This window comes from Candidatus Xiphinematobacter sp. (assembly GCA_016766635.1).
In the GTDB taxonomy this organism is placed as follows: Bacteria; Verrucomicrobiota; Verrucomicrobiia; order Chthoniobacterales; family Xiphinematobacteraceae; genus Xiphinematobacter.
On sequence record CP068473.1, the window covers coordinates 229,900 to 252,283 of the forward strand.

Genomic DNA, 22,384 nt, shown 5'->3' on the forward strand with positions numbered 1-22,384 from the left:
CATTCCCGCGGGGTGAGACTGAGGTTGTTCAGACCATCCATCTGGATCCAGAAGTGGCCCTGTTTCTCATATTGAAACAGAATTTTGACGTCCACAGCAGTTTTTGAACTTTTTGCCACTCCCACAAGGACAGGAGCGATTCCTTCCCACTTTATATACACTTCCTTCTCCACAAGGAGAAGATTGTTCTCTATCTAGGGAGGTGGACGGGGTGGATACGGAAAGAATTGGAGAACTAACGAATGCAGCCTTCTCCACCAGGTCCCCGCGGAACAAAGGGGACCTGGTGGAGGGATGAGCAAGGCCACCTCGAAAGAGATTGACTAAGATCTCCATCTTGGTGGAGTCCATCATTTCAACAAACATGGCGTACGCATCGTTCTTATATTCAATCAATGGATCCTTCTGCCCGAACGCGCGGAGGTAGACTGCCTCTCGGAGTCCATCTAGAGCGTACAGATGTTCTTGCCAGAGGTAATCTACTGTACCAAGTATAACCCGACGTTCCCACTCTCTCATTTCTAGAGGATCTTCTGTTACCGTTCGACATTCATAAGCACTGCAAACGTGCTTTGCTAGGTACATACTGTTTTCTTCGAGGGACCGAGAAGAAAAGTTCACCTCTCCTGGAAATAAGCTGAGTGAGAATGTTGTATTGATCCAGTTAAGAAGGCCGAGACTGTCAACATCTCCTGCCATTGCCAGAAATTCCCTTACTTTCTTCGGCACGATTTCATTGATCATCTCAAAAGTCATCGCACGTAAATCCTCCGCATCCATGATTTCATTGCGATAACCATAAACTATCTCCCTCTGTTGGTTCATCACATCATCAAATTCTAGCGTGCGGCGTCGAATTAGATAGTTGCGTTGCTCCACACGTTTCTGTGCAGTTTCCACACTTTTGTTCAGCAGGGGATGTTCTAGTTCCTCTCCCTCCCTCATACCGAAAGTTTCCATCATTTTTGTCATGCGTTCGCTAGCTCCAAAGTTTCGCATAAGGTCATCTTCAAAGCTCACATAGAATCTGGACATACCAGGGTCTCCCTGCCGAGCACATCGGCCCCGCAGCTGGCGGTCAATTCGACGAGACTCATGGCGCTCTGTACCGATAACATATAGGCCACCCAGATCACCGACCCTATGGCCAAGCTTGATATCTGTTCCTCGACCGGCCATATTTGTAGAAATCGTTACTGCCCCCGCTGTCCCCGCACGACCAATAATTTCTGCCTCTTGCCTATGATATTTTGCGTTTAACACAGTATGTGGGATCCTCTCCCGCTTTAACATGCGACTTACTAGTTCAGAAGCTTCCACGCTCGCCGTACCAACAAGAACTGGCTGCTTCCGCCTGTGGGCGTTTTTAATCTCCTCAACCACAGCATTGTACTTCTCTCGACGTGTTTTATAGATGCGGTCATTTAAATCCCTCCGCTGTACAGGACGGTTGGGAGGGATAACTACCACGTCCAGCTGATAGATATCATGGAATTCATTGGCCTCTGTTTCTCCTGTACCTGTCATGCCAGACAACTTTTCGTACAAGCGGAAGTAATTTTGGATGGTAATGGCAGCTAAGGTTTGCGTCTCTCGGTCAATCTGCACTCCTTCCTTTGCTTCCACTGCCTGATGCAATCCATCGCTCCATCGACGACCAGGCATTTTACGTCCAGTGAATGTATCAACGATAATGATTTTATTTTCTTCGACTACGTACTCAACATCTTTCTCATAGAGACAGTATGCCTTAAGTAACTGGGAAATATTGTGGATCCGCTCGGCCTGAACGTTGCAATGAAGCTGGTGCTGGGCCTTTTTGTCGGCTTTTTCTGACTCATCTAGTTGATGGTCGCCATCGATGTCTGCAAATTCCGTCAGTAAATCGGGTAACACAAAGGCATCACTGTTATCTGGGTTAAGAAAATTACGCCCTCTTTCCGTTAAGTCTGCGTCGTGTTGCTGCTCATCAATGGTAAAAAAGAGTTCTTCCTTTAGTTCAATCAAGCGCTTCTTACCGTCTGTGTCCTGGTAGAAGGAGAGTTCAGCCTTCTCAACCACACGCCGTAGCTCTGGACCTTCCATCATTCTCAAAAGCCCCTTGTTACGAGGCTGCCCCAGTTTTACTTTAAACAGGATCCTGCCGGCTTCCTCAAAGTGCTTAGTTTCCATGGCTGCCTTAGCCTCGGAAACCAAGTGATTACAAAGCGTGGTCTGTTGCCTCACCAATTTTTCTACTAGCGGGTTAAGACGATCATATTGATGGGTTGAAATGGCAGCTGGACCGCTAATAACGAGGGGAGTACGCGCCTCGTCAATTAAGATAGAATCCACCTCGTCTACAATGGCATAATAGTGTCCTCGTTGTACTTGTTGTTCTCTGCTAGTAGCCATTCCATTGTCCCGCAGATAGTCGAAGCCAAACTCGCTATTGGTTCCATATGTAATGTCTTTGGCGTATTGCTGCCTCCGAAGTTCCAGAGGTTGATCGTGTTGGATGCAGCCAACGGTTAGTCCAAGGAATCGGTAAAGCTGGCCCATCCATTCGGCGTCCCGCCTAGCTAAATAATCGTTAACAGTAACAACGTGAACACCACGGCCTGCCAGTGCGTTAAGAAAGACTGGTAACGTGGCTACTAGCGTCTTCCCTTCCCCAGTAGACATTTCCGCAATGCGTCCCTGATGAAGAACAATTCCTCCCAGGAGCTGCACATCAAAATGCACCATATTCCAAGTCACTGACTGATCGCAGACAGCAAATGAACGCCCGCAAAGGCGCTGGGCTGCATTTTTTACCACTGCAAAGGCTTCCGGAAGAATGGACCCTAGGCCATCCGCCAGATGATGAGTAGATTGGATCGCCGAAAAACGTGCTTTCCAGATAGCTGTTTGCTCCCGCAGTGCCTCATCTGAGCAAAGCTGCAGCTTCCGTTCAGCTTCCTTACAGCGTAGGACGACAGGTTGCATCCGACGGAGCTCTCGCCGGTTTCTAGAACCCAGAATTTTTAAAAGCCAGCTCATCATGGAGACAAATGACAATCGACCTTGGCCAACAGGATAGCCAGACACTCGAGGCCTAATTCCAAGAAAAAAGCAAAGGGGGAAATGCCGGATTGCCCCATAAAGACGAAGCGCATTTTCCATAAGAGGCGCAAACCAGCAGAGAAACTACCACGGTTAGCCAGTGTTTTGAACAAGGTCCGATGGAGGAAAGCTATGAGCAAATAAGTTGCATTGATAGACTAGTGGAGGAAGTTTAACGAGCACGCCTCCCTCCAAAGATAGAACCCCCCACTCTGACTAAGGTTGCTCCCTCCTCTATTGCTACTTGATAATCACCGCTCATCCCCATGGAAAGTACACCCAGTGGTGTGCCAACCTTCCTAGCTAGGTGGTCCCGGTATTCCCGAAGTTGAGAAAAGAGACGGCGAGAGCTTTCTGGGTCTGGAGTATATGGTGCTACGGTCATTAGTCCATCGATCCGGACACGTTGTAGAGACAGCAGCTCCTCCATGCGAGCCTCTAACGCTCCTGGAGTGAATCCAAATTTTGATGTCTCCCCGGAAATATTAACCTCCAAAAGGAGACGTGGGAGAACATTTTTTTCACCGGCAATCTTGTCGACATTTCTGGCTAATGCTAGGGAATGCACGCCGTGTATTAGACTAAACAACCCTAATGCCCCCCGTATTTTATTGGTCTGCAAATGTCCAATTAGATGCCATCTGAGATGACTAGGAAGCACGGAGGCTTTCTTCACGGCCTCCTGGAGATAGCTCTCTCCGAATACTTGCTGTCCCATATTAATGGCCTCTTGAATCTGGCTTGCTGGGTGCATCTTAGAAACGGCTACCAGAGTGATTTCCTCCGGCTCTCTGCCAGATCGCCAAGCCGCCTGTGCCAGTTTCTCCCTGACCACTGTCAATCTTTGGGCAACACTTGGCATTTTCCGAATGCGCACTTACTGGTGGGTAGACGCTAATCAACCAAACTACCGATAATGCCCTCAATAGGCCGTCACGACGTGCTCGCCGAAATCCAGCAACCCAAAACCGACCCAAGGACAGGGGATGCTCGCACCGACTAGGCCCTCCTACGGAGCGTTTCCAAAAAAAACCATACCCCCCCTACCTCTCTTCCCTCTTCCCTTCTAACTCCTTCCGTATCGATATGACTTGCAATCGGCGGCCGGTAAAGGTCTCCATCTTTCTTATGGACGATCATCCTACCACCCCAGGTTTCCTATACTATCCAGGGCCGTGGGTGCAAGAGGCAATTAGCAGTCTTGGCAAAGAACTTAACTCAACTAAGGTGATTGTGGTCGGATCGGAGTACTCCAAAAAAATTAATCGGAGGCTCTTCTGAAAGAAAGGGGGTACACTCATATACCTCGACTAGCTTGGGTGATGTGATATTCCCTACTACTGATCAGCTGGGTTTCTGGGGGACCGACCTTCTTTTTAGATCGCTCCTGAGGAGGCCATTCCTTCTAGGGATAATGCGTACCGCATGGTCAGACTTACCCTAACATCTTCTCTCAAGACTCTATGTCCAACACCATCACCTATCGCATCGAAACCGACAGCATGGGAGAAATCCACGTCCCAAGTGACCGCTATTATGGGGCGCAGACTGCCCGTTCACTCATCTACTTTAATATCGGTAAGGAGTTTCAACCAGAAGAACTAATCAGGGCCTTGGGTATTCTCAAGAAAGCTTGCGCTCTTGCCAATCAAGAGCTTGGAAAACTTTCTGAGAAAAAGGCTCTTCTTATCATTCAGGCAGCCAACGAAATCATCTCCGGAAAGCTAAATAGTCATTTTCCGCTGCGTGTCTGGCAAACTGGGAGTGGAACGCAGAGCAATATGAATGTAAACGAAGTAATTTCCAACCGTGCTATTGAAATGGATGGGGGTGTACTCGGCTCTAAAAAACCAATTCATCCCAATGATGATGTAAATCTATCGCAGTCCTCTAATGATGTCTTCCCAACTGCGATGAATATTGCAGCTGCATCCCAGATATACAACGCCCTGCTCCCGATGGTGCGTAGGCTAAGAGATGTACTCGCTGAAAAGCAGAGAAAATTTTCAGATATTATCAAAATCGGGCGTACCCACCTGCAAGATGCCACTCCTTTAACCCTGGGCCAAGAGTTTTCTGGTTATGTTGCTCTACTTGAGGCAGATTTAGAGCGGCTACAAGCCGTACTTCATGGTCTGTATGCTTTGGCGATCGGAGGTACTGCCGTAGGAACGGGACTAAATTCCCATCCTCTCTTCGGGGAAATTTCCGCTCATCATGTTGCGGTGCTTACCGGGCTTCCGTTTTTTTCTGCTCCAAATAAGTTCGCTGCACTTTCTGCCCACAATGAGTTGGTGTTTGCCAGCGGTGCACTCAAAACTCTCGCTTGTACTCTCATGAAGATCGCCAACGACATCCGTTGGCTTGCATCTGGTCCCCGTTGTGGCCTCGGAGAATTAAGCATTCCAGAAAATGAGCCTGGATCCTCTATCATGCCAGGAAAAGTAAATCCCACTCAGTCCGAGGCTTTGACTATGGTGGCAGTGGAAGTGCTAGGAAATGATACCGCTATCGGGATTGCTGGTAGCCAGGGTCACTTTGAACTTAACACCTTTAAACCGATTATAATTCACAACTTTCTTAACTCCGTCAGACTACTCACGGATGCTGGTAGTTCTTTCAGCAGTCACTGCGCCTTTGGCATTAAGGCTAACAGGGGACGCATTAATGCTTATGTCCAAACCTCTCTCATGCTAGTTACTGCCCTAAATCCCCTCATTGGATATGACAAAGCCGCCCAGATTGCTAAGAAGGCTCACGAGGAAAATCTTAGCCTTCGCGAGGCTGCCTTGACACTTGGCTATTTAAGTGGAGAACAGTTTGATGATATGGTTCGGCCCGAGAATATGATCCGTGCCAGTGTTTAGTGCCAGGGCTTTTTATACCAGAAAGCTTTTGCGAGGGGGAAGTATATCGGAACTTTAAACTCCTTCTTTCTTTTTTTTCTCATGAGATAGGGGTAGGATGGGGGTTCTCGATTAGCCTAGTGGCGCTTGGTACCAAGTTGCTTACGTGCAACTGGTTTGGTTGTTTTTGATCCGGCGTTGAAGGGGTGTGTAGAAAGAGTGCTATGGCCTTCTTGCCCCTTTATCTGCTGGGAGGCGTGTGGTTTTTTTCCACAAGGGGCATTCTGGCTATTTCTCCGGTTTTTTATCAATGAAGACATTTGTTATCCGGTGGATCGTCACGACGGTCGCCATCTATGTTGCTTCAACCATCGTCCCGGGAATACACATAGGTTCGCTCGCTACCCTCGTAGGGACTAGCCTACTTCTTGGGGTTGTAAATAGCTTCATGCGCCCAATTTTATTGCTGCTGAGTACACCGTTCGTCCTGCTTACGATGGGCACTTTTGTCTTCGTTATTAACGCATTGCTTCTAAGCCTCGTTGCTTGGCTACTTCCCTATTTCCAAATAGAAGGATTTTGGAGTGCATTTCTCGCCTCCTTTTTCATCAGCTTGATAAGTTGGATGCTTAATTTATTTTTTCGAACTGGTGATAGGCGCATCCGCATTGCAGCACACCGTGCCGCCATCAAGCGTGCTGATGCCCATAGATGACCTCGACATGTCTGCAAACCTAGTCAGGATAAGAGGAGACAAATTGCAGGTAGGAGGGGACGTATGGGAGATGCCGTCCTCCCTAAAATATCAAAATGTTAATCGAGCATTTAGAAACTCTACACTTATACTACTGTTATGGATTATAGGATGAAGGCCGCTCTTACCCGCTGCCAAGGTCCGACTTAGATCGCCCTATTGTACATTGCATGACCCTATTCTCCAATAATGGCCGGCCTCGAGTTAAGATTTGCGGCCTGCAAACTACCGAAGAGATCGAGGGCGCCGTTCGGGCAGGGGCAGACGCTTTGGGGTTCAATTTTTGTCCATCTTCTAAGCGTTTCCTCTCCCCAGAGTCCACCCTACCCCTTCTATCCACATTACTATTGTTACCGCGCAGGGTGACACGCGTTGCCGTAGTCGTAAATCCTACTCCCACAGAACTTCAGTTCCTCCTCACATCTCGTGCTTTCGATACCGTTCAATTTCATGGGGATGAGTCTCCAGAGTTTTGCCGGGGTTCCGGTTTCCCTGTTTGGATCAAGGCTATACGGACCAGCAGCTATGAGTTTATTGAGAGGCAGGTACGCTCTTTCCAAACCCCTTACCTTTTACTGGATTCCGACTCTCCTAGTGGGGCCTATGGTGGTACGGGAACGCTCATTAATCTTTCTATAGCCAAGCGTGTGATTCGTGCCTTCCCACATAAACGTTTCCTTTTAGCGGGGGGGCTTCGCCCAGAAAACGTTAGGCAGGCCATTTCCGTGGTACATCCTTTTGCGGTGGATGTCGCTAGTGGCGTTGAGGATAAGCTTGGGCGTAAGGCAGTGGAAAAAATCCAGGCTTTGATTAAGGCTACAAAGGAGGTGTAATGAGAGCGAAAAATTGTAGGTAAGATTTCACCCTGTCGCATGATGGCTCAAATAGCAGTTCTTGTAGGTGATGGCATCGGTCCAGAGGTTATGGGGGAAGCACTCCGCGTACTCTGCAAGGTGCAGTCTTGCTTTGGACTTCAATTAAAATTGACTAAGCAACTGGTCGGAGGTGCCGCCATTGATGCAACCGGGGTGGCTCTTCCCCTGAAAACTTTGCGAGCTTGCGAAACTTCGGACGCTATCCTTTTCGGCTCAGTAGGGGGGCCAAAGTGGTCTCACCTCCCTCCGGAACAGCAACCAGAGAGAGCCGCTTTGCTTTTCTTGCGTAGACACTTCTCCTTATTCGCCAATTTACGCCCTGCTATCTGTTTTCCCGCTCTTGCTCACGCCTCTCCTCTTCATCCTCGTATCGTCACAAGTGGGTTTAATATCCTTTGCGTCCGAGAGCTAACTGGTGGACTTTATTTTGGAGAACCAAAGGGCATTAGTGGGAAAAAAGGGGAAAGGGTTGCCATTGATACTATGGTCTACCGGGAGAGCGAGATTCGCCGAGTGGCCAAAGTTGCTTTTGACGTAGCTCGGTCGAGAGCTAAACGCCTTACCTCAATTGATAAAGCAAATGTCCTTCAAAATGGACTGCTCTGGCGCCTTACGGTAGATGACGTCGCCACTCATTATCCGGATGTTTCGCTTAATCACCTCTATGTAGACAATGCTGCTATGCAGCTAATTAGAAATCCTTCTAACTTTGACGTGCTGCTTGCCGAAAACCTGTTTGGAGATATCCTGAGCGATGAAGTTGGTATGCTTGCTGGCTCTATTGGCATGCTGCCCAGTGCTAGCCTGAGTGTCAGAGCCACCCCTCATGGAAGATTTGGGCTTTACGAGCCCAGTGGAGGGTCGGCTCCTGATATTGCCGGAAGAGATGTGGCTAACCCCATCGCTCAAATCCTCTCCGTGGCCATGCTGCTACGGTACTCTTTTAGCGGTTCTCAATCAGCGACTGCAGCAGCGGCCGCTATCGAAAATGCGGTCTATTCTGTTATTTCCGAGGAGGGACTGCGCACTGCAGATATTTGGACGGAAGGAACGAAAAAAGTGGGAACCGCGGAGATCGGTAAAGCAATCGCTAATGCCATTAGCTTCCAATAGGATATTCCTCTCTGAGGGTAACACATAGCTTTTACCTTACCACCGTACTTTTCGTTAAAAAGAAAGATGTTCGATAAGCTACTCGGATTTTTCTCCAATGATATTGGGATCGACTTGGGCACAGCCAACACCTTGGTCTACGCGAAAGACCGTGGCATTGTTTTGCGCGAGCCCTCCGTGGTTGCTGTTCACCAGGGAACGAGTAAGGTGTTAGCTGTGGGAGATGAAGCCAAACGGATGTTGGGCAGAACTCCGGGTAATATTGTTGCTATTCGCCCTCTAAAGGACGGTGTAATAGCTGATTTTGAAATCACTGAGGAAATGTTGCGGCATTTCATCAGCAAGGTGCACAATCGGGGATACATGGTACGCCCACGGGTAGTGATCGCCGTGCCAAGCGGCATAACGGAAGTAGAAAAACGAGCCGTCAAAGACTCCGCAACCCACGCTGGTGCCAGGGAGGTTTATCTCATTGAGGAGCCGATGGCGGCCGCTATTGGAGTAGGACTGCCTGTCCAGGATGCCGCCGGGAACATGATTGTCGATATTGGGGGAGGGACTACTGAAGTTGCCCTAATTTCCCTCTCCGGCATTGTCCTCAGCCAGAGTGTGCGCATTGCGGGAGATGAGCTTGACGAGGCCATCTCTCAGTACATGAAGCGTACATATAATCTCATGATCGGGGAGCGCACTGCAGAGGAAATTAAGATTAGGATTGGATCAGCTTACAAACTAGACAAAGAGACGACAATGGAAGTCAAAGGGCGCGATCTGGTAGCGGGACTTCCAAAAACCATCACCATTTCCTCACAAGAGATCCGAGAAGCTCTCACTGAGCCTATTGCCACGATTGTGGATTCTGTGCGCATAACACTTGAGCGTTGTCCTCCTGAACTCTCTGCAGATTTGGTGGACCGTGGCTTAGTCCTTGCTGGTGGAGGGGCGCTGCTCCGAGGCTTAGATAAGTTGCTGTCAGAAGCGACTGCTCTTCCTGTCCATATTGCAGAGGATCCCTTGAGCGCTGTTGCCGAAGGCACCGGAAAAGCCCTTCAGGAGCTTAGTTTTTTGCGCGCAGTTGCCTCCACAGACAAACCCTTGTGGAGGTAGCCAAAAGATATACCTACCAGTCTCGTTCGTCATTTTCACAGAAAAAACTTGGCCGGTATAATGAGAAAGAGTCACGCTGCCCTGCTTCTGCTCGTGCTGACGGCTGCGGTGGCACTAACCAATATGCAAGCCCAGCTTGTCCAGAAAATGCAGTCCAATCTCCTCTCCTTTCTCTCCCCTGTAGTGCAAGCCGTTGCAACACTTAGAGCAGTCCTAATTGATCCATGCCTACGGTCCCCTCTATCTACATCCATTCAGTTGCAGCGGCGGATAAGGACTCTCTCTCTGGAGAGAGATAGACTCCGAGCTTCTCTCGAACTAACGCAGGGCTTACAGGAGGAAAACAATCAGCTCCGTGATGCGCTTGCTTATCGCAAGCGTTCCGCCTTTCACCTGGTCCCCGCTCGTGTAATCTCCTACAGAGCCTCCACTTGGTGGGACACTGTCTTGATTGACCACGGCTTTCAAGACGGCATTGGACTAGATATGCCTGTCCTCACGGGAGTTGGATTGGTAGGGAAAATTGTCACTGTCGGAAGAGGTGTCTCTACCGTTTTGCTTGTTACAGACGAAAATTGTAAGGTAGCTGCTACAATAGAGGGAACACAGGAAAAAGGCATCGTCAGTGGCCAGAGGCTCTCTAATGGCAACTCCATGCTCCTGGCGTTAAATTTCCTATCCAAAAACGCTCAAATCGAATCTGGGAAACGAGTTTATACTGTCGGGGTCGGTGGGGGGGTTTTCCCTCCAGGAATTCTTATAGGGACCATCAAGTGTACCCATTCCAGAAAACTAGATAGCCAGGCCCAGCTAGAGCCTGCTGTTGATCTTTCCCATCTAGAGGATAAAGATGTCTTCGTCGTAGCAAAAGGAGTCAGGTGAGGCCTATGTGTCTGCTTAGTATTCTCTCTGTCTCCACGTTGCTCTCTCTCATCATCCAAGATTGTGTCCCACCTTTAAACGGCCTACCATCCACGTACATCCTATTCCCACCCATTTTATTTACCTACGGTGCTCTATCCCTCCGATTTGTCCACATGCTAGCGCTAGCAGCGTTCACCGGATTTTTTACCGATCTCTCTGCCTTCCAGGTAGTCAGTGGAACGATTGAAATCGGGATAGGTTGGTCAATTGTCGCCTACTCCATGCTAGGCACGCTCATGCAATACATCAGAGATAAGATCCTCCTGCGAGAGTTTTGGTGGCCACACTCTCTCCTAAGTGCCATGTGTACTTTTTCCTTACTCTCTCTCCATTATGTTGTGATTGCTCTACATAGGGACGGCATTTCTTTCAATGTAAACGTCCTTTGGAGGGTTTGCGTTCCTACCGTGACCTCCTGCCTACTTTTTCCGGTAATAGGAATCCCTTTCACACTCCTGAAAACTATTTTGCTCCCCAGAAAGCTAGGTTAGGAACCCCTGACCAATTTCTTTATGAACCGGGAGCAGACAAAACGCCGATTATGTTTTCTAGCTGGTATTATTCTCCTCATGCTCAGCGTGGTTACTATAAAATTGTGGTATATTCAAGTCGTCAAGGTGGCTGATTACCGTGCGCGCTCGGAGCGCTCCAAGGTCACTGTACGGGTTCCAGCTGTACGTGGAGAGATTCGTGACCGCAACGGAATACCGCTAGTCCAAAACCGAGTTAGCTTTGATGTGGACCTCTACTTGCCGGCTATCACGCATGCCTACAAACAAATCTACGGTCATCCGCCCCAGATAAATTACCGAGCCGCCGTAGGCAATATGATCAAGGATCTGACCGAGGATGACATCGTATCCATTGTCAAGCGAATGCTGATCTCTCGACTGGAGGGCCTTGGGATTGCGAAAAATTTCAATTTTGACAAACTGCAGACACACTACCACAGCAACACTGAGATCCCCTTTCATTACCGTCAAGACATCGATTTTGGTACTGTGGCCCGCCTTAGTGAAAACAATGCCATGCTGCCAGGAGTAACGGTCGCCATACATCCTGTTCGTCATTATGTCTATGGAGCTATGGCTGCCCATGTGCTAGGCTACGTGGGCATGCCACGCCACATCGATCGGAAAGAAGCCTCCAAATTTTCTTTCTACCAGCCAGATATAGAGGGGAAATCCCAAATTGAGCTCCACGCGAATGAGTGGCTAAAGGGTATTCCTGGGATGCGCATACTCCAGAGCAAGACGAGGGGAGATATTGCTAAGAGAGAGGTTGGCATGGTCGGACCAAAACGTGGGGATGATGTTTACCTCACTATTGACGCTCGCATTCAATATATTTCGGAAAGGGCCATGCGCGCCGTCGGCAGGGGTGCTGCTGTAGTCGTGGATCCTAATAGCGGAGACATTTTTGCTATGGTGTCAGTTCCATCTTTCGATCCAAACAAATTCGTTCCGGCAATTAGTGCAAGAGATTGGAATGCTCTGATTACCGATCCCACGAACCCGCTAATTAACCGTTCCATTGGCGCTTATGCTCCTGGTTCTGTCTACAAGATTGTCACTGCACTTGCTGGGCTTCCTAAAGGGCTTGGGCACAGGCCTTTTACTTGTACTGGCGGTGTCCAGTATGGGAACAAATACATGCAATGTTGGGTTGTTCAGAGGCATCTGCGTTCCCACGGAACTCTCACTCTATCCGAGGCTCTGGAGGTTTCCTGCAACGCTTTTTTTTACCAGTATGGAAATGCTGCAGGCATCGACCAAATTGCAAAAACTGGAGGCATGCTCGGGCTGGGGCAAAAAACAGGGATTCCCCTTGCTGGAGAATCCTCTGGCTTACTCCCCACTCCGGGATGGCTTGTCACTCTCAATCCTGCAGAAAAATGGTCCGCGGGTTATACAGCCAACACGTCCATTGGTCAGGGTTTCGTGCTCACCACCCCTCTTCAAATGGCTCTTCTTACCGCAACAATCGCCAATGGTGGCGTCACCTATTACCCTCGCTTGATTGATCGCGTTGTTTCCGTGAACGACCGCGTTATTACCAGAGAGCCCACCAGGATTATTCGTACAAATCTTCTCGACAAAGGCGGAGGAGGGATACAGCCAGAGGACTTTAAGTTAGTGCGTGATGGCCTGTGGAAAGTTGTCAACTCTGAAAGAGGTACGGGAGGGAAGGTACGCATACAAAACATTTCTGTGGCTGGCAAGAGTGGGACCGCCCAGTTCTGGCGTGACCGCATCAAGGATAATCGGGTCTGGTTTGTTGCCTTTGCTCCGTTTGAAAAACCCAAATACGCCGTGTGTGTCATGGTGGAAGGAGCACGGTCCGGAGGTGGCGTTGCCGCTCCCATTGTAAAAAAGATTCTTTGGGACATTCTCGCTATAGAGAACGGCACAGAGATTCACCTGACTGCGCTAAGGCCGGCTAAGGGGGATTTCTCCCAGATTGAATCGGTAAATTTCGATGATACTGGGGGTACGACCATTGAGGATGAAGGAGCCGTCAAAATCCCTGGCCCTTCAGATCTACGCGCTGCAGGCAGTAGTGAGGCAATGCACGTTGCAGGACCCGATATTGGTGATAAAGAAACGGATCTGGAAGGACACACGTCCAGACTGCCTCAGTTTAAGACGGGAACCAGGGGGTTTTCGAACTCCGTCGAAACGGGATGCAACAACTTCCTCCGCTAGGGAAGGGCACGCAAGTAACAGATAATAGAAAACAGCTGATCGCTCTCAGTATAACTTTCCGAAAGGGTGCAACAAAAAGAAGGTACACTGTCCATCCCGCATCTATTTTGTAACTTTTCCTAGCGTGACGCACTAGCTGCTAAAGGAAAGAGTGTACTCTCTTCTCTACCGCCTGCAGTCTCCATTGTCCCCCTTATCTTCCATGATTGAATCAGTCAAGCGCCTCCTCGGTTTTGGCAAAAGCAAACTCGATATTACTCTCGTTGTGAGCTGCGAAAGGCTCGAGAAACGCGTCGCACTCTTAGAGGGTGGCCTCCTGGAGGAATATTCCACGGAGAGGGAAACAGAACACAACATTGTTGGTTCCATCTTCAAGGGGAAGGTACGTAATATTGAACCTGGAATTAAAGCCATGTTTGTCGATATTGGTTTTGGAAAAAATGCCTTCCTCCAGTTCTGGGACGCTATCCCAACAGTATTAGACAGTGGAGTTGAAACCGTCAGCCGGAGTGGAAAGGAAAAAAAACCTGTTGCAGGCAATAAGGTCACGGTCAAGGACGTCCCCTCCATTTACCCTGTTGGTTCGGAGATCATGGTCCAAGTGAAGAAGGGACCTATTAGCAACAAAGGACCTAGAATTACAACGGACATTAGTTTACCAGGACGCTATTTGGTTCTTATGCCATTTAACGATCAATGTGGCATTTCACGCAAAATTGAGGTTCCTAGAGAACGCGAGCGTCTACGCACCATTTTAAGGAAGCTTCGTCTTCCAGAAGGAATGGGCCTCATTATCCGAACAATTGGCCAAAAACAACGTGAACGTTTCTTTGTACGCGACTTGAGTCTCCTACTAGAGCAATGGCAGCAAATCCAGACTGGAATGGAGAAAAAGACCGCTCCCGCCATACTTTCATCAGAACCGGATCTCATCGACCGTACAGTTCGGGACTTCCTAACAGACAGCGTGGATGCCGTATATCTGGATGATAGGCAGGCATGTGAGCGCGTGCAAACTCTAGTTGGACACGTTTCTCGGCGTGCTCGCAGTAAGGTCCACCTTTACAGTGGACAGCAGCCTATTTTTGAGAATTTTGGAGTCCAGAGGCAGATCGAGGCAGCTTTTCTACGAAAAGTGTGGCTGCCTTGTGGTGGGTACATTGTTTTCGACGAAACAGAGGCGATGATTGCCATCGATGTCAATACAGGTCGCAATAAAGGCGTAAAGGACATAGGAAAAACTATTCTTCAGACCAACCTTGAAGCTGCGGACGAAATCGCCCGCCAACTCCGTCTCCGCAACATCGGAGGTATCATCGTCGCAGATTTTATTGATATGAAGAACCGAAAGGACCAGCAGGCTGTCTATCAAAGGCTTCGTGAGCGTCTTAGACGGGATAAGGCGCGCACGAATATCCTTCCTATTTCCCCACTGGGCCTTATGGAGATGACTCGTCAGCGTGCTAAAGAAAGCCTAGCTAGCGTTCACTACCTTAATTGCCCTTATTGTCACGGGCATGGTACTGTCAAGAGCCCGACCACGATGAGTGTTGAACTGCAAAGAGCCATCCACTCTGTCGTGCGTAAGCACGCCAACAACATCCGAGAAATTAAAATTATCGTACATCCAGATCTTTTGGGTCGCTTACGTACAGATGAAGAGTTACTCCTAGACATTGAGCGTCGTTACGCTGTGCGCTTGAGCTTCCGTACGGACTCCAGCTTCCACCATGAGAGATTCATAATTCTAAATGCTTTGACCGATGAAGAGATGAAACCTTAGCGGATTAAAAAAGTGCCTCCCTCGCAAAGATTAGTCACCGCTGCAGGCGTAGTATGCATGCCGGCCGCAGGGGGCTCAGGGTTACGCGGTTGTGTTCTCTAGCCCAGACAAGCTTCTCTCCGTCAAGTAGATCTTTTAGTTGATAAGTGTCTTGCTCCGCCGAATAACCGCACTCCCTGAGGGGAACATTCATATAGGTGGACTGTGCATTATGGGGATCCAGGCTCACCGCAAAAAGGAGGACGTTATTTTTGGAAGGAGTAGATTTGCTGTAGAATAGAATTTGGTCGTTGTCCACTGGATGAAATCGGAGGCTTTCATAAGAGCGCAGCGCCCTGTTCTCTCGGCGGATCCTGTTAAGTACAGCGAGGTAATTCTTAATATTTCCAGGAGCATTCCAGTCTCGCGCCTTGAACTGGTATTTTTCCGAGTTTAGATACTCCTCACTCCCTGGGATCGCCAAATTCTCGCACAGCTCGAAACCGCTGTAGATACCATAAACTGGGGCAAGCGTGGCTGCCAGGGTAGCACGAATTTGAAACCCGGCACGACCTCCTTGCTGGAGAAAATATGGCAAAATATCCGGAGTATTAGTAAAGAGGTTTGGGCGGAAAAATTCCTTCATTTCTGATCGGGTAAGTTCGGTAAAATATTCTACGAGCTCCTGTTTGGTATTTCTCCAAGTGAAATAGGTATAGCTCTGGGTAAAACCTACCTTTGCAAGCAGTTGCATCATTTTTGGATGTGTGAAAGCCTCGCTTAAAAAGATAGCCTGCGGGTATTTCTCTTGTACCTTGCCAATGATCCACTCCCAAAAAAAAACGGGTTTTGTATGTGGATTATCTACACGAAAGATAAGTATTCCTCTGGCACACCAGAATAGCAGCACCTGGTATAGTTCCTTCCAAAGGGCCTTCCAATTCCTGGCATAAAAGTTAAGCGGATAAACATCCTCATACTTTTTAGGCGGATTCTCTGCACACTTAATAGAGCCATCTGGACGCCGAAAAAACCACTCAGGATGGTCACGAAGATAAGGATGATCTGGAGAACAATTGATGGCAAAATCTAGCGCAATTTCCATGTCCCGCCTACGTACTTCTGAAATCAACCATTCGAAGTCCCTAAGTGTTCCCAACTCAGGCGCTATATCCCGATGTCCACCACCCATTTCCCCTTGTCGGAAGTTGCCGATTGCATAGGGTACTCCTGGGTCCCCGGGAATGCATTTTATGCTATTATTCCTTCCCTTGCGATTAGTTTCCCCAATAGGGTGGACCGGAGGAAAGTAGACGATGTCAAAGCCCATTTCTTTTGCATCGTCGATCCTGTTCAGGCAATCCCGCAAGGCCGATCCAGATTCCGCTTTTCCTTCCGCCGAACGTGGGAAAAACTCATACCACGCTGCAAAAGCCGCTCTTTGACGATCTACGCGTACCCTTCGATAGGGCTGTAACATTGTAGAAAGTGATCGCTTTCCCCAACACATCATTAGTGCGACCAGCTCTTGGTCCTCACAGAGGATACGCAGCTGTTCGGCATTGGCCCGTCGAGTTACCTCGGAAAACTTTTCTAAAATCGAAGCGTCAGCAGTCGTCTCTGCATTCCTAGCAGCTTGCTCTATAAATTGAGATCCCTCTAGGGCCTCGTTGTGGAGTGCATACACGCCGTTGTCAAATTTTTTGCAAACTCCCCACTGCCAGGAAAGAAATTCATCTTGCCACGCTTCGATAGTGTACTCCCACACTCCTATCTTAAGGAGGGGAAACGCCCCCCTCCATCGACTATTCTCTAGAGCAAACATCATCCCCTCGTTCCATACCTTGTCACCTACAAATCGCCACTTTAGGAGGGCCCTAATCGCTTCATATCCTTCCTTAAAGATATCTGCTTCAATGCAAAGATCCTCTCCTACCACCCGCTTTAGGGGAAACTTTCCACAGTCCAGCTCTGGAGTAAGATGTTGAATAACGATAGTGACTGGCTGTTTCACTGGACAATTTTACCTTTGGACAGTTTTACCTAAAGTACGCCCCTTTCCGCCCACTTCAGAGCAAGCACCCATCTCCACGAGGGCTCCTTGGTCCAAAGAGAGCAAGCCGGGTTTCTAGGCCCAGCTATCAGTAGAACACTGAAGGACTGCATTACCTCTGGACATTCTCTTCCCGCCCCATATCTGAAGGTTACTTTCATACGCCTACACTCATCGCAAATCACTTGTTGAGGAGGGGCTGTACATTCTAGTTCGCTGGAATAATGTGCCTCCCAAGCTCTTCCACCGGAGCGTTAGGATAAAAATCCCGTTCTCTCCGTTAGAGTATGCCTGTAGGCTTGTCCAGCATGTTCTCAAACCATGGAGGCTGGTAAAATATATAATCCCCCTTTGCATGACCCCTGTACAAAGAGGGGCGCGCAAGACCGTATAAAAAATATCTGCCGCCAAGGATCTCACCGACGTAAGCAAATTACCCAGGTAGCTCATTCCTTTTGGGATATGCCAAGAAACTCTACTAACTCAAGCCCAATGAATGTGCATATCCTGTGGGTTCTACTTCTTTTTAGCAGAGGTGAGATGTACTCATCCGCCTGTCACAACCTCGGTATTGTCTCTGTGCGACAACGCGGTTTGACTGCTGAATGCGTTATTTTTAGACTGGGCCGTGCGGTGGAGATAGGCCATGGTGCAGCTCGTGACGTCTCGCTGAACCCCAATCTCGGAGGTGGGCTGCGTGTTTCTGTGGAGCGCGGCCGGCCGCGCGCGGGGCTAACTGAGTGAGGATTAAGCTTCTTTTTGTCTCTAGATTGCCAGAGAGATGGGACGTGGTCTTTACGTGCGAATGTGGTTATGTTTTAGTCGATCAGGTGAGTGTTCCTTTGTTTAGGTGGGAGGGTACCTTGGACCACAAGGATCACCTCAACAGAGGTGGTTTTCGGACTCAGCAACCGAGGGTAGTCTGCGACTGTGGATGTTAGGCTTTTTTGAGGTGAGCTTGTGCTTGTAAGTTTTCCCGCCCCTAGCGCCTCCATCCCCCTCAGGTGGGGAGTCTTGCTGACAGCTATTTCAGGGTGGCTCGTGCCTGGTAGTCTGGCGTCTAAGGGCCAAGTTATTCTAGCCCTGTTACCCTCTTCTATAAACTTGAGAGCGGAAGTTTTTGGATGGAGGAACTCGTGAAATTTGAGGATGGCGACGATTTGTCCACTAGTCCTCGGAGGGGGGGTAGGGAGAATCTATTCTGCTGGACCGTTTTTATCCTCTTTCTCGTCTTGCTTGCCGCATTCTGTTGGTTGGGGAGTTACTATATCTTCGGGTATCCGGAAAAGCCCCTGAGTTATGAGGCTCTAAGGAAGCTAAAAAAGTTAGAGAATATCCAAAAATTTGAGCTGACAACTGCACCGAGGGGAGAGTTTTTGAATCCAAAAACCCTCTTCCAGCGCTATGGAATGATGAGTCCCAAGGTTTTAGAAGATACTAATGCTCGGTTGCTGCGCAACTTCATCCGCAATTACCGGGAAACGCGCGATCTGGTTCCTTATGTTATTGGGACTTATACCATCCTCGACTCATTTGGGCTGGGTGCCCACAATCTTTTCTCTTCCGGTGTAGTTGCCCTTGCCCAATCTATAGACGTTTCAAGTGTACTGCTAGAGAGCGTCTTTACTGCCAGACAGCAAGTAGTACCTCTCCTTCAGAAAACTCTTCTCACTGGGCTACACATACGTCTAGAAAAGCGATTTGATCTTTCTGCATTAATCCACATAGAATATGTTGGGGATGGGCGTATTCTTTTTACCACTCTCCCAATCCTTTACGGGAGTTACTCTTCCTACCATGGTCCTGAAAGCTTTTCTCTGTCTCCCCCAGATTTTCTTAACGTCAAAGCGGGCCTGCCAATTCTTTCCAAAGAAGAAATAGAAGTTGCCAGAAGATCCTACTACCTCTGCCGTAGACAATCCGAATTAAAGGCTCGCCCAGCACAATCTCAGTCCCTTCGTAAAGGGGAGGCTCCTCCACGTACCCTTTCCGACACAACTGGGCCCTCCAAAATAGGCCAGCTTATACGCATCGAAAGGCCAGCACTACTTCTGAAAAAAACTACTAACCTCTCTCCAGAGAGCTGCTCTCGCCGTCCGCTTACTTCTCTCCAGAATATCCAATCTAAAAAAGCAAGGACTCCTTTTCCTATTTTTGAAACAAAAGTGGCTAGAGCGGTACCAGTTCAAGCACGCGCCGCGCTTTCTATTCCAGTACAATTTGCACGCTCTCCAAAGGAGATTGCGTCTAGCGTTTCCTCGACTCAATCAGAAGACTACTCCTTAATCTCTTCCTCTGTTTCTCATACATCCCTTCCCGCAACCCATCCCGTAACCACGCCACTTACCAGTCTTCCCACTGGGAGTTGGCAGACCTATAAGGCGGGCCAAATGCCTTTGGGGAAACTAGTGGAAATTTCGGAGATACAGCAACTCATGCAGCACAGGCTATGGAACAAACGAGTCTACCTTATGGGTAGTTTTCGAGTAACTGCCTCTCGCCTCAATCAGGCCGTACTTCGCCCTCAAGGCTTTAGGCCGCCTTTCTTTCTGAAGCGCCTGGATAAGAAAGTCCGCGTCGTTGTCGAATTTCCCTCTCACTCATCCGCCCCAAAGTTAGGCGTCTCCCTCCATCGTGGAAGACGCCGTCCCTTTCTCATCATAGATATCCAGAGATCTTTAGTCGGTACAACTGACATATTCGCCAAGGAAATTACCCACGATTAGGCATTCACTGGATGTTCGGGTATTCCTCCAACCCACCCCCTTCTCAGCTTGAAGGGGATGGATTGGATAAGATCAATTCCCCCTATTTCGATGCAGTTGCCTGAGAAAGAAATAGGGTAGGAACATCCCCACAGAAAAAACTGGAGGTATGGGGACTTGAACCCCAGACCTTCTCGTTGCGAACGAGATGCTCTACCAACTGAGCTATACCCCCAAGCAGACCTTCGCTCTTACCTAAAAAAATTTAAACTGCTAACTAGCCGCTGACATACTGGGAACAAGGATTGCCTCCGGCATCCCATGAATAAGTTTTTTATCAGCAGGCACAATCGTAGCAAGCACCCCACCAAGCACCGTCTGTGGTACATGGGTGAAGTAATATGGACAAAGACGGACTCGGCCCTGTAATGAGTGTATAGAATTATCTGCCTCTACGTAGGCATGTTCTACTATCTGTCCCTTGTAAAACTTTTGGAGTACCCACGGATGAGTCTCAAACTCAATAAGTGCCCTCTGAATAGCCTTGGACCACTGTGCTTGGGGAATGTCTTGAGCTACGATAACCCCGCGTGATCCCCAGGCCAGCTCGGAGAATCCGCTGACCTTTAAAACAAGTTCACGCTGTTTTTGGCTAAATTGTGCTAGACACGTCCAGTCTTGAATATCCAAGTGTGGGAGGACCGCGTGCGGAGGAAGTGGTGTAGGATCGACAACCCAGGTATATGGGATAATTCTCTTCAGAGCTACAAAGGTACGTTTACCCAATACCCGCAGCCAGAAGGACTCTAAGGGTTTCATCCAAAACAAGGCAAACCAGATCTTTTCCTCTAGGGCAGGTTTTAGTGGAGGGGTAATAGAAATTTTTCTAGAAAGGAGCTTTGCTTTTAGGGCTCCAGCAGCGGAGATATTTTTAAGATCAAAATTCTCAAAGAAGCGATAGACATTGGGCTGCCAGTCTTCCCTTGGAGTAGCATCAAAGACCCGGAATTCTTTTCCATCTAGCGGCGTGTCCTTATTAAGCCGCCGCGCTAGCCACTGCATTTCTGGGAGATAAGCTCCTGATTCCTCTGAAACCAGAATATCTCCACCTGGAAGGATGTTACGAAATGCTCTTAGCATCCCCTCACGTCCACCTAAGATTGGCATCCCCATATCTGCATAGGTTTCATTTAAGCAGGCTGTTAGGCCAATGCCCCCTGGCACACTGTCCAGCTCAGTGGCAATAATTCCTTCCTCCGTCAAGAGAAGGTCTGGACGCAATACTCTAGGAAGATCGTTAGCAAACACTTTTTCCCTCTGGAAAGCAATGAGCCATGGGGGTTTCCCACGATCTAGCAGCTCAGAAATCCACAGGGGACTCCTTCCGTCACAGCTTAGGCGATAAAGCAAATTGCATGCCTTAATAAAAAGAGTGAGACAATTTCCGAGTTGATGAATTGCCCTCAAAAGAGGAGCTGATAATGGGAAGGGATCTGGAGAGATTCTCCATGACTTTTCATGAAAGAACCGTCCTTCTGGAAAGGCATCCCGAATGCGTGCTGCTCTCCAGAGGGCCGCTTGCCTAAATGATGCTTCTACGCTCACGGAGCTACTAGTCTAAGGGCTTCTTTTTAGTTTAAGGGCTTTCCGGACTAATTCTTCTGAGGAAGCCACCCCGGGCGAGTGTTCTTGTTCTAACACTTGATGAACTGCTCGGCGAGCCTCTTGCTCCCCATAACCCAGGGATATTAGGGCAAAGACCGCATCACCAACATTGGTAGAAGCACGTTGACCTGCACGAGCGGATCCAGCTCCCTCCCATTCTGCTACTACGCCTAGCTTATCCTTTAATTCCAGGATGACCCGCTCAGCTGTTTTCCTGCCCATACCATTGACACATGAAATGGTTCCCAAATCTGAGTGGATCACAGCAGACTTAAAGGCATCCACGCTCATCCTGCTCAGGATGGCAAGTGCTAATTTGGGCCCTATACCTGAAACGCGTTGTACTAAGAGCCGAAAAAGATCCCTTTCAGCGGCAGAAGCGAACCCGTACAGGACATGGCTATCCTCCCGAATAAGTAGGTGAGTCAAAATCTGCACTCTTTCCCCTACCTTTGGCAATTTGCCGATGGTCGATGCGGGAACATGAACCTGATAGCCAATTCCATGTACATCGATAGTAACCTGCGTAGGTAGTATCTCAGATAAGATGCCTTCCAAAAAGGTAATCATGAAACATCTCTCACTCACCCCCACCTCTACCGCGCGGAAGACTAAGTTCCCACATTCAAGGAGGCAGAGGGATCCCTTACTTTTTAAAGGTACTCGGTGCCACAACTATCTCCCATTACTCCCCTTCGCCGAGGAGATCGAGACCGATCGATCTTCCTGTTTTTTGGGCTCACAAAATGGAAGAGGCCTCCAAAAGGGTCCACCGAAGCTCTTTGTGAAGA

General features: G+C 48.8%; 17 protein-coding genes and 1 tRNA gene. 11 read left to right on the forward strand and 7 right to left on the reverse strand.

Annotated features, from left to right (window positions below):
- Positions 1-66 precede the first annotated feature (66 nt).
- The 3 genes from secA to JMM79_01045 form a co-directional block, all read right to left on the reverse strand.
- Positions 67-3,024, reverse strand: coding sequence for a preprotein translocase subunit SecA (secA, locus tag JMM79_01035; GenBank protein QQY08548.1), 2,958 nt, complete (start codon positions 3,022-3,024; stop codon positions 67-69).
- A 232-nt stretch (positions 3,025-3,256) separates the two neighbouring features.
- The gene (locus JMM79_01040) at positions 3,257-3,946 is read right to left on the reverse strand and encodes a YggS family pyridoxal phosphate-dependent enzyme (GenBank protein QQY08549.1); all 690 of its coding nucleotides are present in this window, start codon (positions 3,944-3,946) and stop codon (positions 3,257-3,259) included.
- Positions 3,947-4,083: 137 nt separating this feature from the next.
- A complete protein-coding gene (locus tag JMM79_01045) occupies positions 4,084-4,224 on the reverse strand; it encodes a hypothetical protein (GenBank protein ID QQY08550.1) in 141 nt (46 codons plus the stop codon).
- 323 nt (positions 4,225-4,547) lie between these two features.
- Between JMM79_01045 and fumC the strand changes: the two genes are divergently transcribed.
- The 9 genes from fumC to JMM79_01090 all read left to right on the forward strand — a co-directional run bounded on the left by fumC (position 4,548) and on the right by JMM79_01090 (position 15,191).
- Complete coding sequence (fumC, locus tag JMM79_01050) at positions 4,548-5,951, forward strand: class II fumarate hydratase (GenBank protein ID QQY08551.1); 1,404 nt, start codon at positions 4,548-4,550, stop codon at positions 5,949-5,951.
- Between the two features lie 289 nt (positions 5,952-6,240).
- Positions 6,241-6,645 carry a phage holin family protein gene (locus tag JMM79_01055; GenBank protein ID QQY08552.1) on the forward strand — a complete coding sequence of 135 codons (405 nt, stop codon included), beginning with the start codon at positions 6,241-6,243 and terminating at the stop codon, positions 6,643-6,645.
- A 209-nt stretch (positions 6,646-6,854) separates the two neighbouring features.
- Positions 6,855-7,517, forward strand: coding sequence for a phosphoribosylanthranilate isomerase (locus JMM79_01060; protein QQY08553.1), 663 nt, complete (start codon positions 6,855-6,857; stop codon positions 7,515-7,517).
- Between the two features lie 42 nt (positions 7,518-7,559).
- Positions 7,560-8,672, forward strand: a complete 1,113-nt coding sequence (leuB, locus tag JMM79_01065) for a 3-isopropylmalate dehydrogenase (GenBank protein QQY08731.1) — start codon at positions 7,560-7,562, stop codon at positions 8,670-8,672.
- Positions 8,673-8,738: 66 nt separating this feature from the next.
- The gene (locus JMM79_01070) at positions 8,739-9,779 is read left to right on the forward strand and encodes a rod shape-determining protein (protein QQY08554.1); all 1,041 of its coding nucleotides are present in this window, start codon (positions 8,739-8,741) and stop codon (positions 9,777-9,779) included.
- A 60-nt stretch (positions 9,780-9,839) separates the two neighbouring features.
- Positions 9,840-10,661, forward strand: coding sequence for a rod shape-determining protein MreC (mreC, locus tag JMM79_01075; protein ID QQY08555.1), 822 nt, complete (start codon positions 9,840-9,842; stop codon positions 10,659-10,661).
- 5 nt (positions 10,662-10,666) lie between these two features.
- Entirely contained in the window at positions 10,667-11,194 is a 528-nt protein-coding gene (locus JMM79_01080; protein ID QQY08556.1) for a hypothetical protein, read from the forward strand.
- A 21-nt stretch (positions 11,195-11,215) separates the two neighbouring features.
- On the forward strand, positions 11,216-13,408 hold the full coding sequence (gene mrdA, locus JMM79_01085) for a penicillin-binding protein 2 (protein ID QQY08557.1): 2,193 nt from the start codon (positions 11,216-11,218) through the stop codon (positions 13,406-13,408).
- A 202-nt stretch (positions 13,409-13,610) separates the two neighbouring features.
- Positions 13,611-15,191, forward strand: a complete 1,581-nt coding sequence (locus JMM79_01090; GenBank protein QQY08732.1) for an Rne/Rng family ribonuclease — start codon at positions 13,611-13,613, stop codon at positions 15,189-15,191.
- Positions 15,192-15,225: 34 nt separating this feature from the next.
- Here JMM79_01090 and JMM79_01095 read toward each other — a convergent pair whose 3' ends face one another.
- Entirely contained in the window at positions 15,226-17,184 is a 1,959-nt protein-coding gene (locus tag JMM79_01095; protein QQY08558.1) for an alpha-1,4-glucan--maltose-1-phosphate maltosyltransferase, read from the reverse strand.
- 579 nt (positions 17,185-17,763) lie between these two features.
- Between JMM79_01095 and JMM79_01100 the strand changes: the two genes are divergently transcribed.
- Together JMM79_01100 and JMM79_01105 are read left to right on the forward strand one after the other, a co-directional pair.
- Positions 17,764-17,967, forward strand: coding sequence for a hypothetical protein (locus JMM79_01100; protein ID QQY08559.1), 204 nt, complete (start codon positions 17,764-17,766; stop codon positions 17,965-17,967).
- A gap of 380 nt (positions 17,968-18,347) precedes the next feature.
- Complete coding sequence (locus JMM79_01105; GenBank protein QQY08560.1) at positions 18,348-19,949, forward strand: hypothetical protein; 1,602 nt, start codon at positions 18,348-18,350, stop codon at positions 19,947-19,949.
- A 141-nt stretch (positions 19,950-20,090) separates the two neighbouring features.
- On the opposite strand, the gene JMM79_01110 is transcribed toward JMM79_01105, so the two are convergent.
- The 3 genes from JMM79_01110 to ruvA all read right to left on the reverse strand — a co-directional run bounded on the left by JMM79_01110 (position 20,091) and on the right by ruvA (position 22,163).
- Positions 20,091-20,163, reverse strand: a tRNA-Ala gene (locus JMM79_01110).
- 38 nt (positions 20,164-20,201) lie between these two features.
- The gene (locus JMM79_01115) at positions 20,202-21,533 is read right to left on the reverse strand and encodes a hypothetical protein (protein ID QQY08561.1); all 1,332 of its coding nucleotides are present in this window, start codon (positions 21,531-21,533) and stop codon (positions 20,202-20,204) included.
- Between the two features lie 12 nt (positions 21,534-21,545).
- Positions 21,546-22,163, reverse strand: coding sequence for a Holliday junction branch migration protein RuvA (ruvA, locus tag JMM79_01120; protein QQY08562.1), 618 nt, complete (start codon positions 22,161-22,163; stop codon positions 21,546-21,548).
- Between the last annotated feature and the right edge of the window lie 221 nt (positions 22,164-22,384).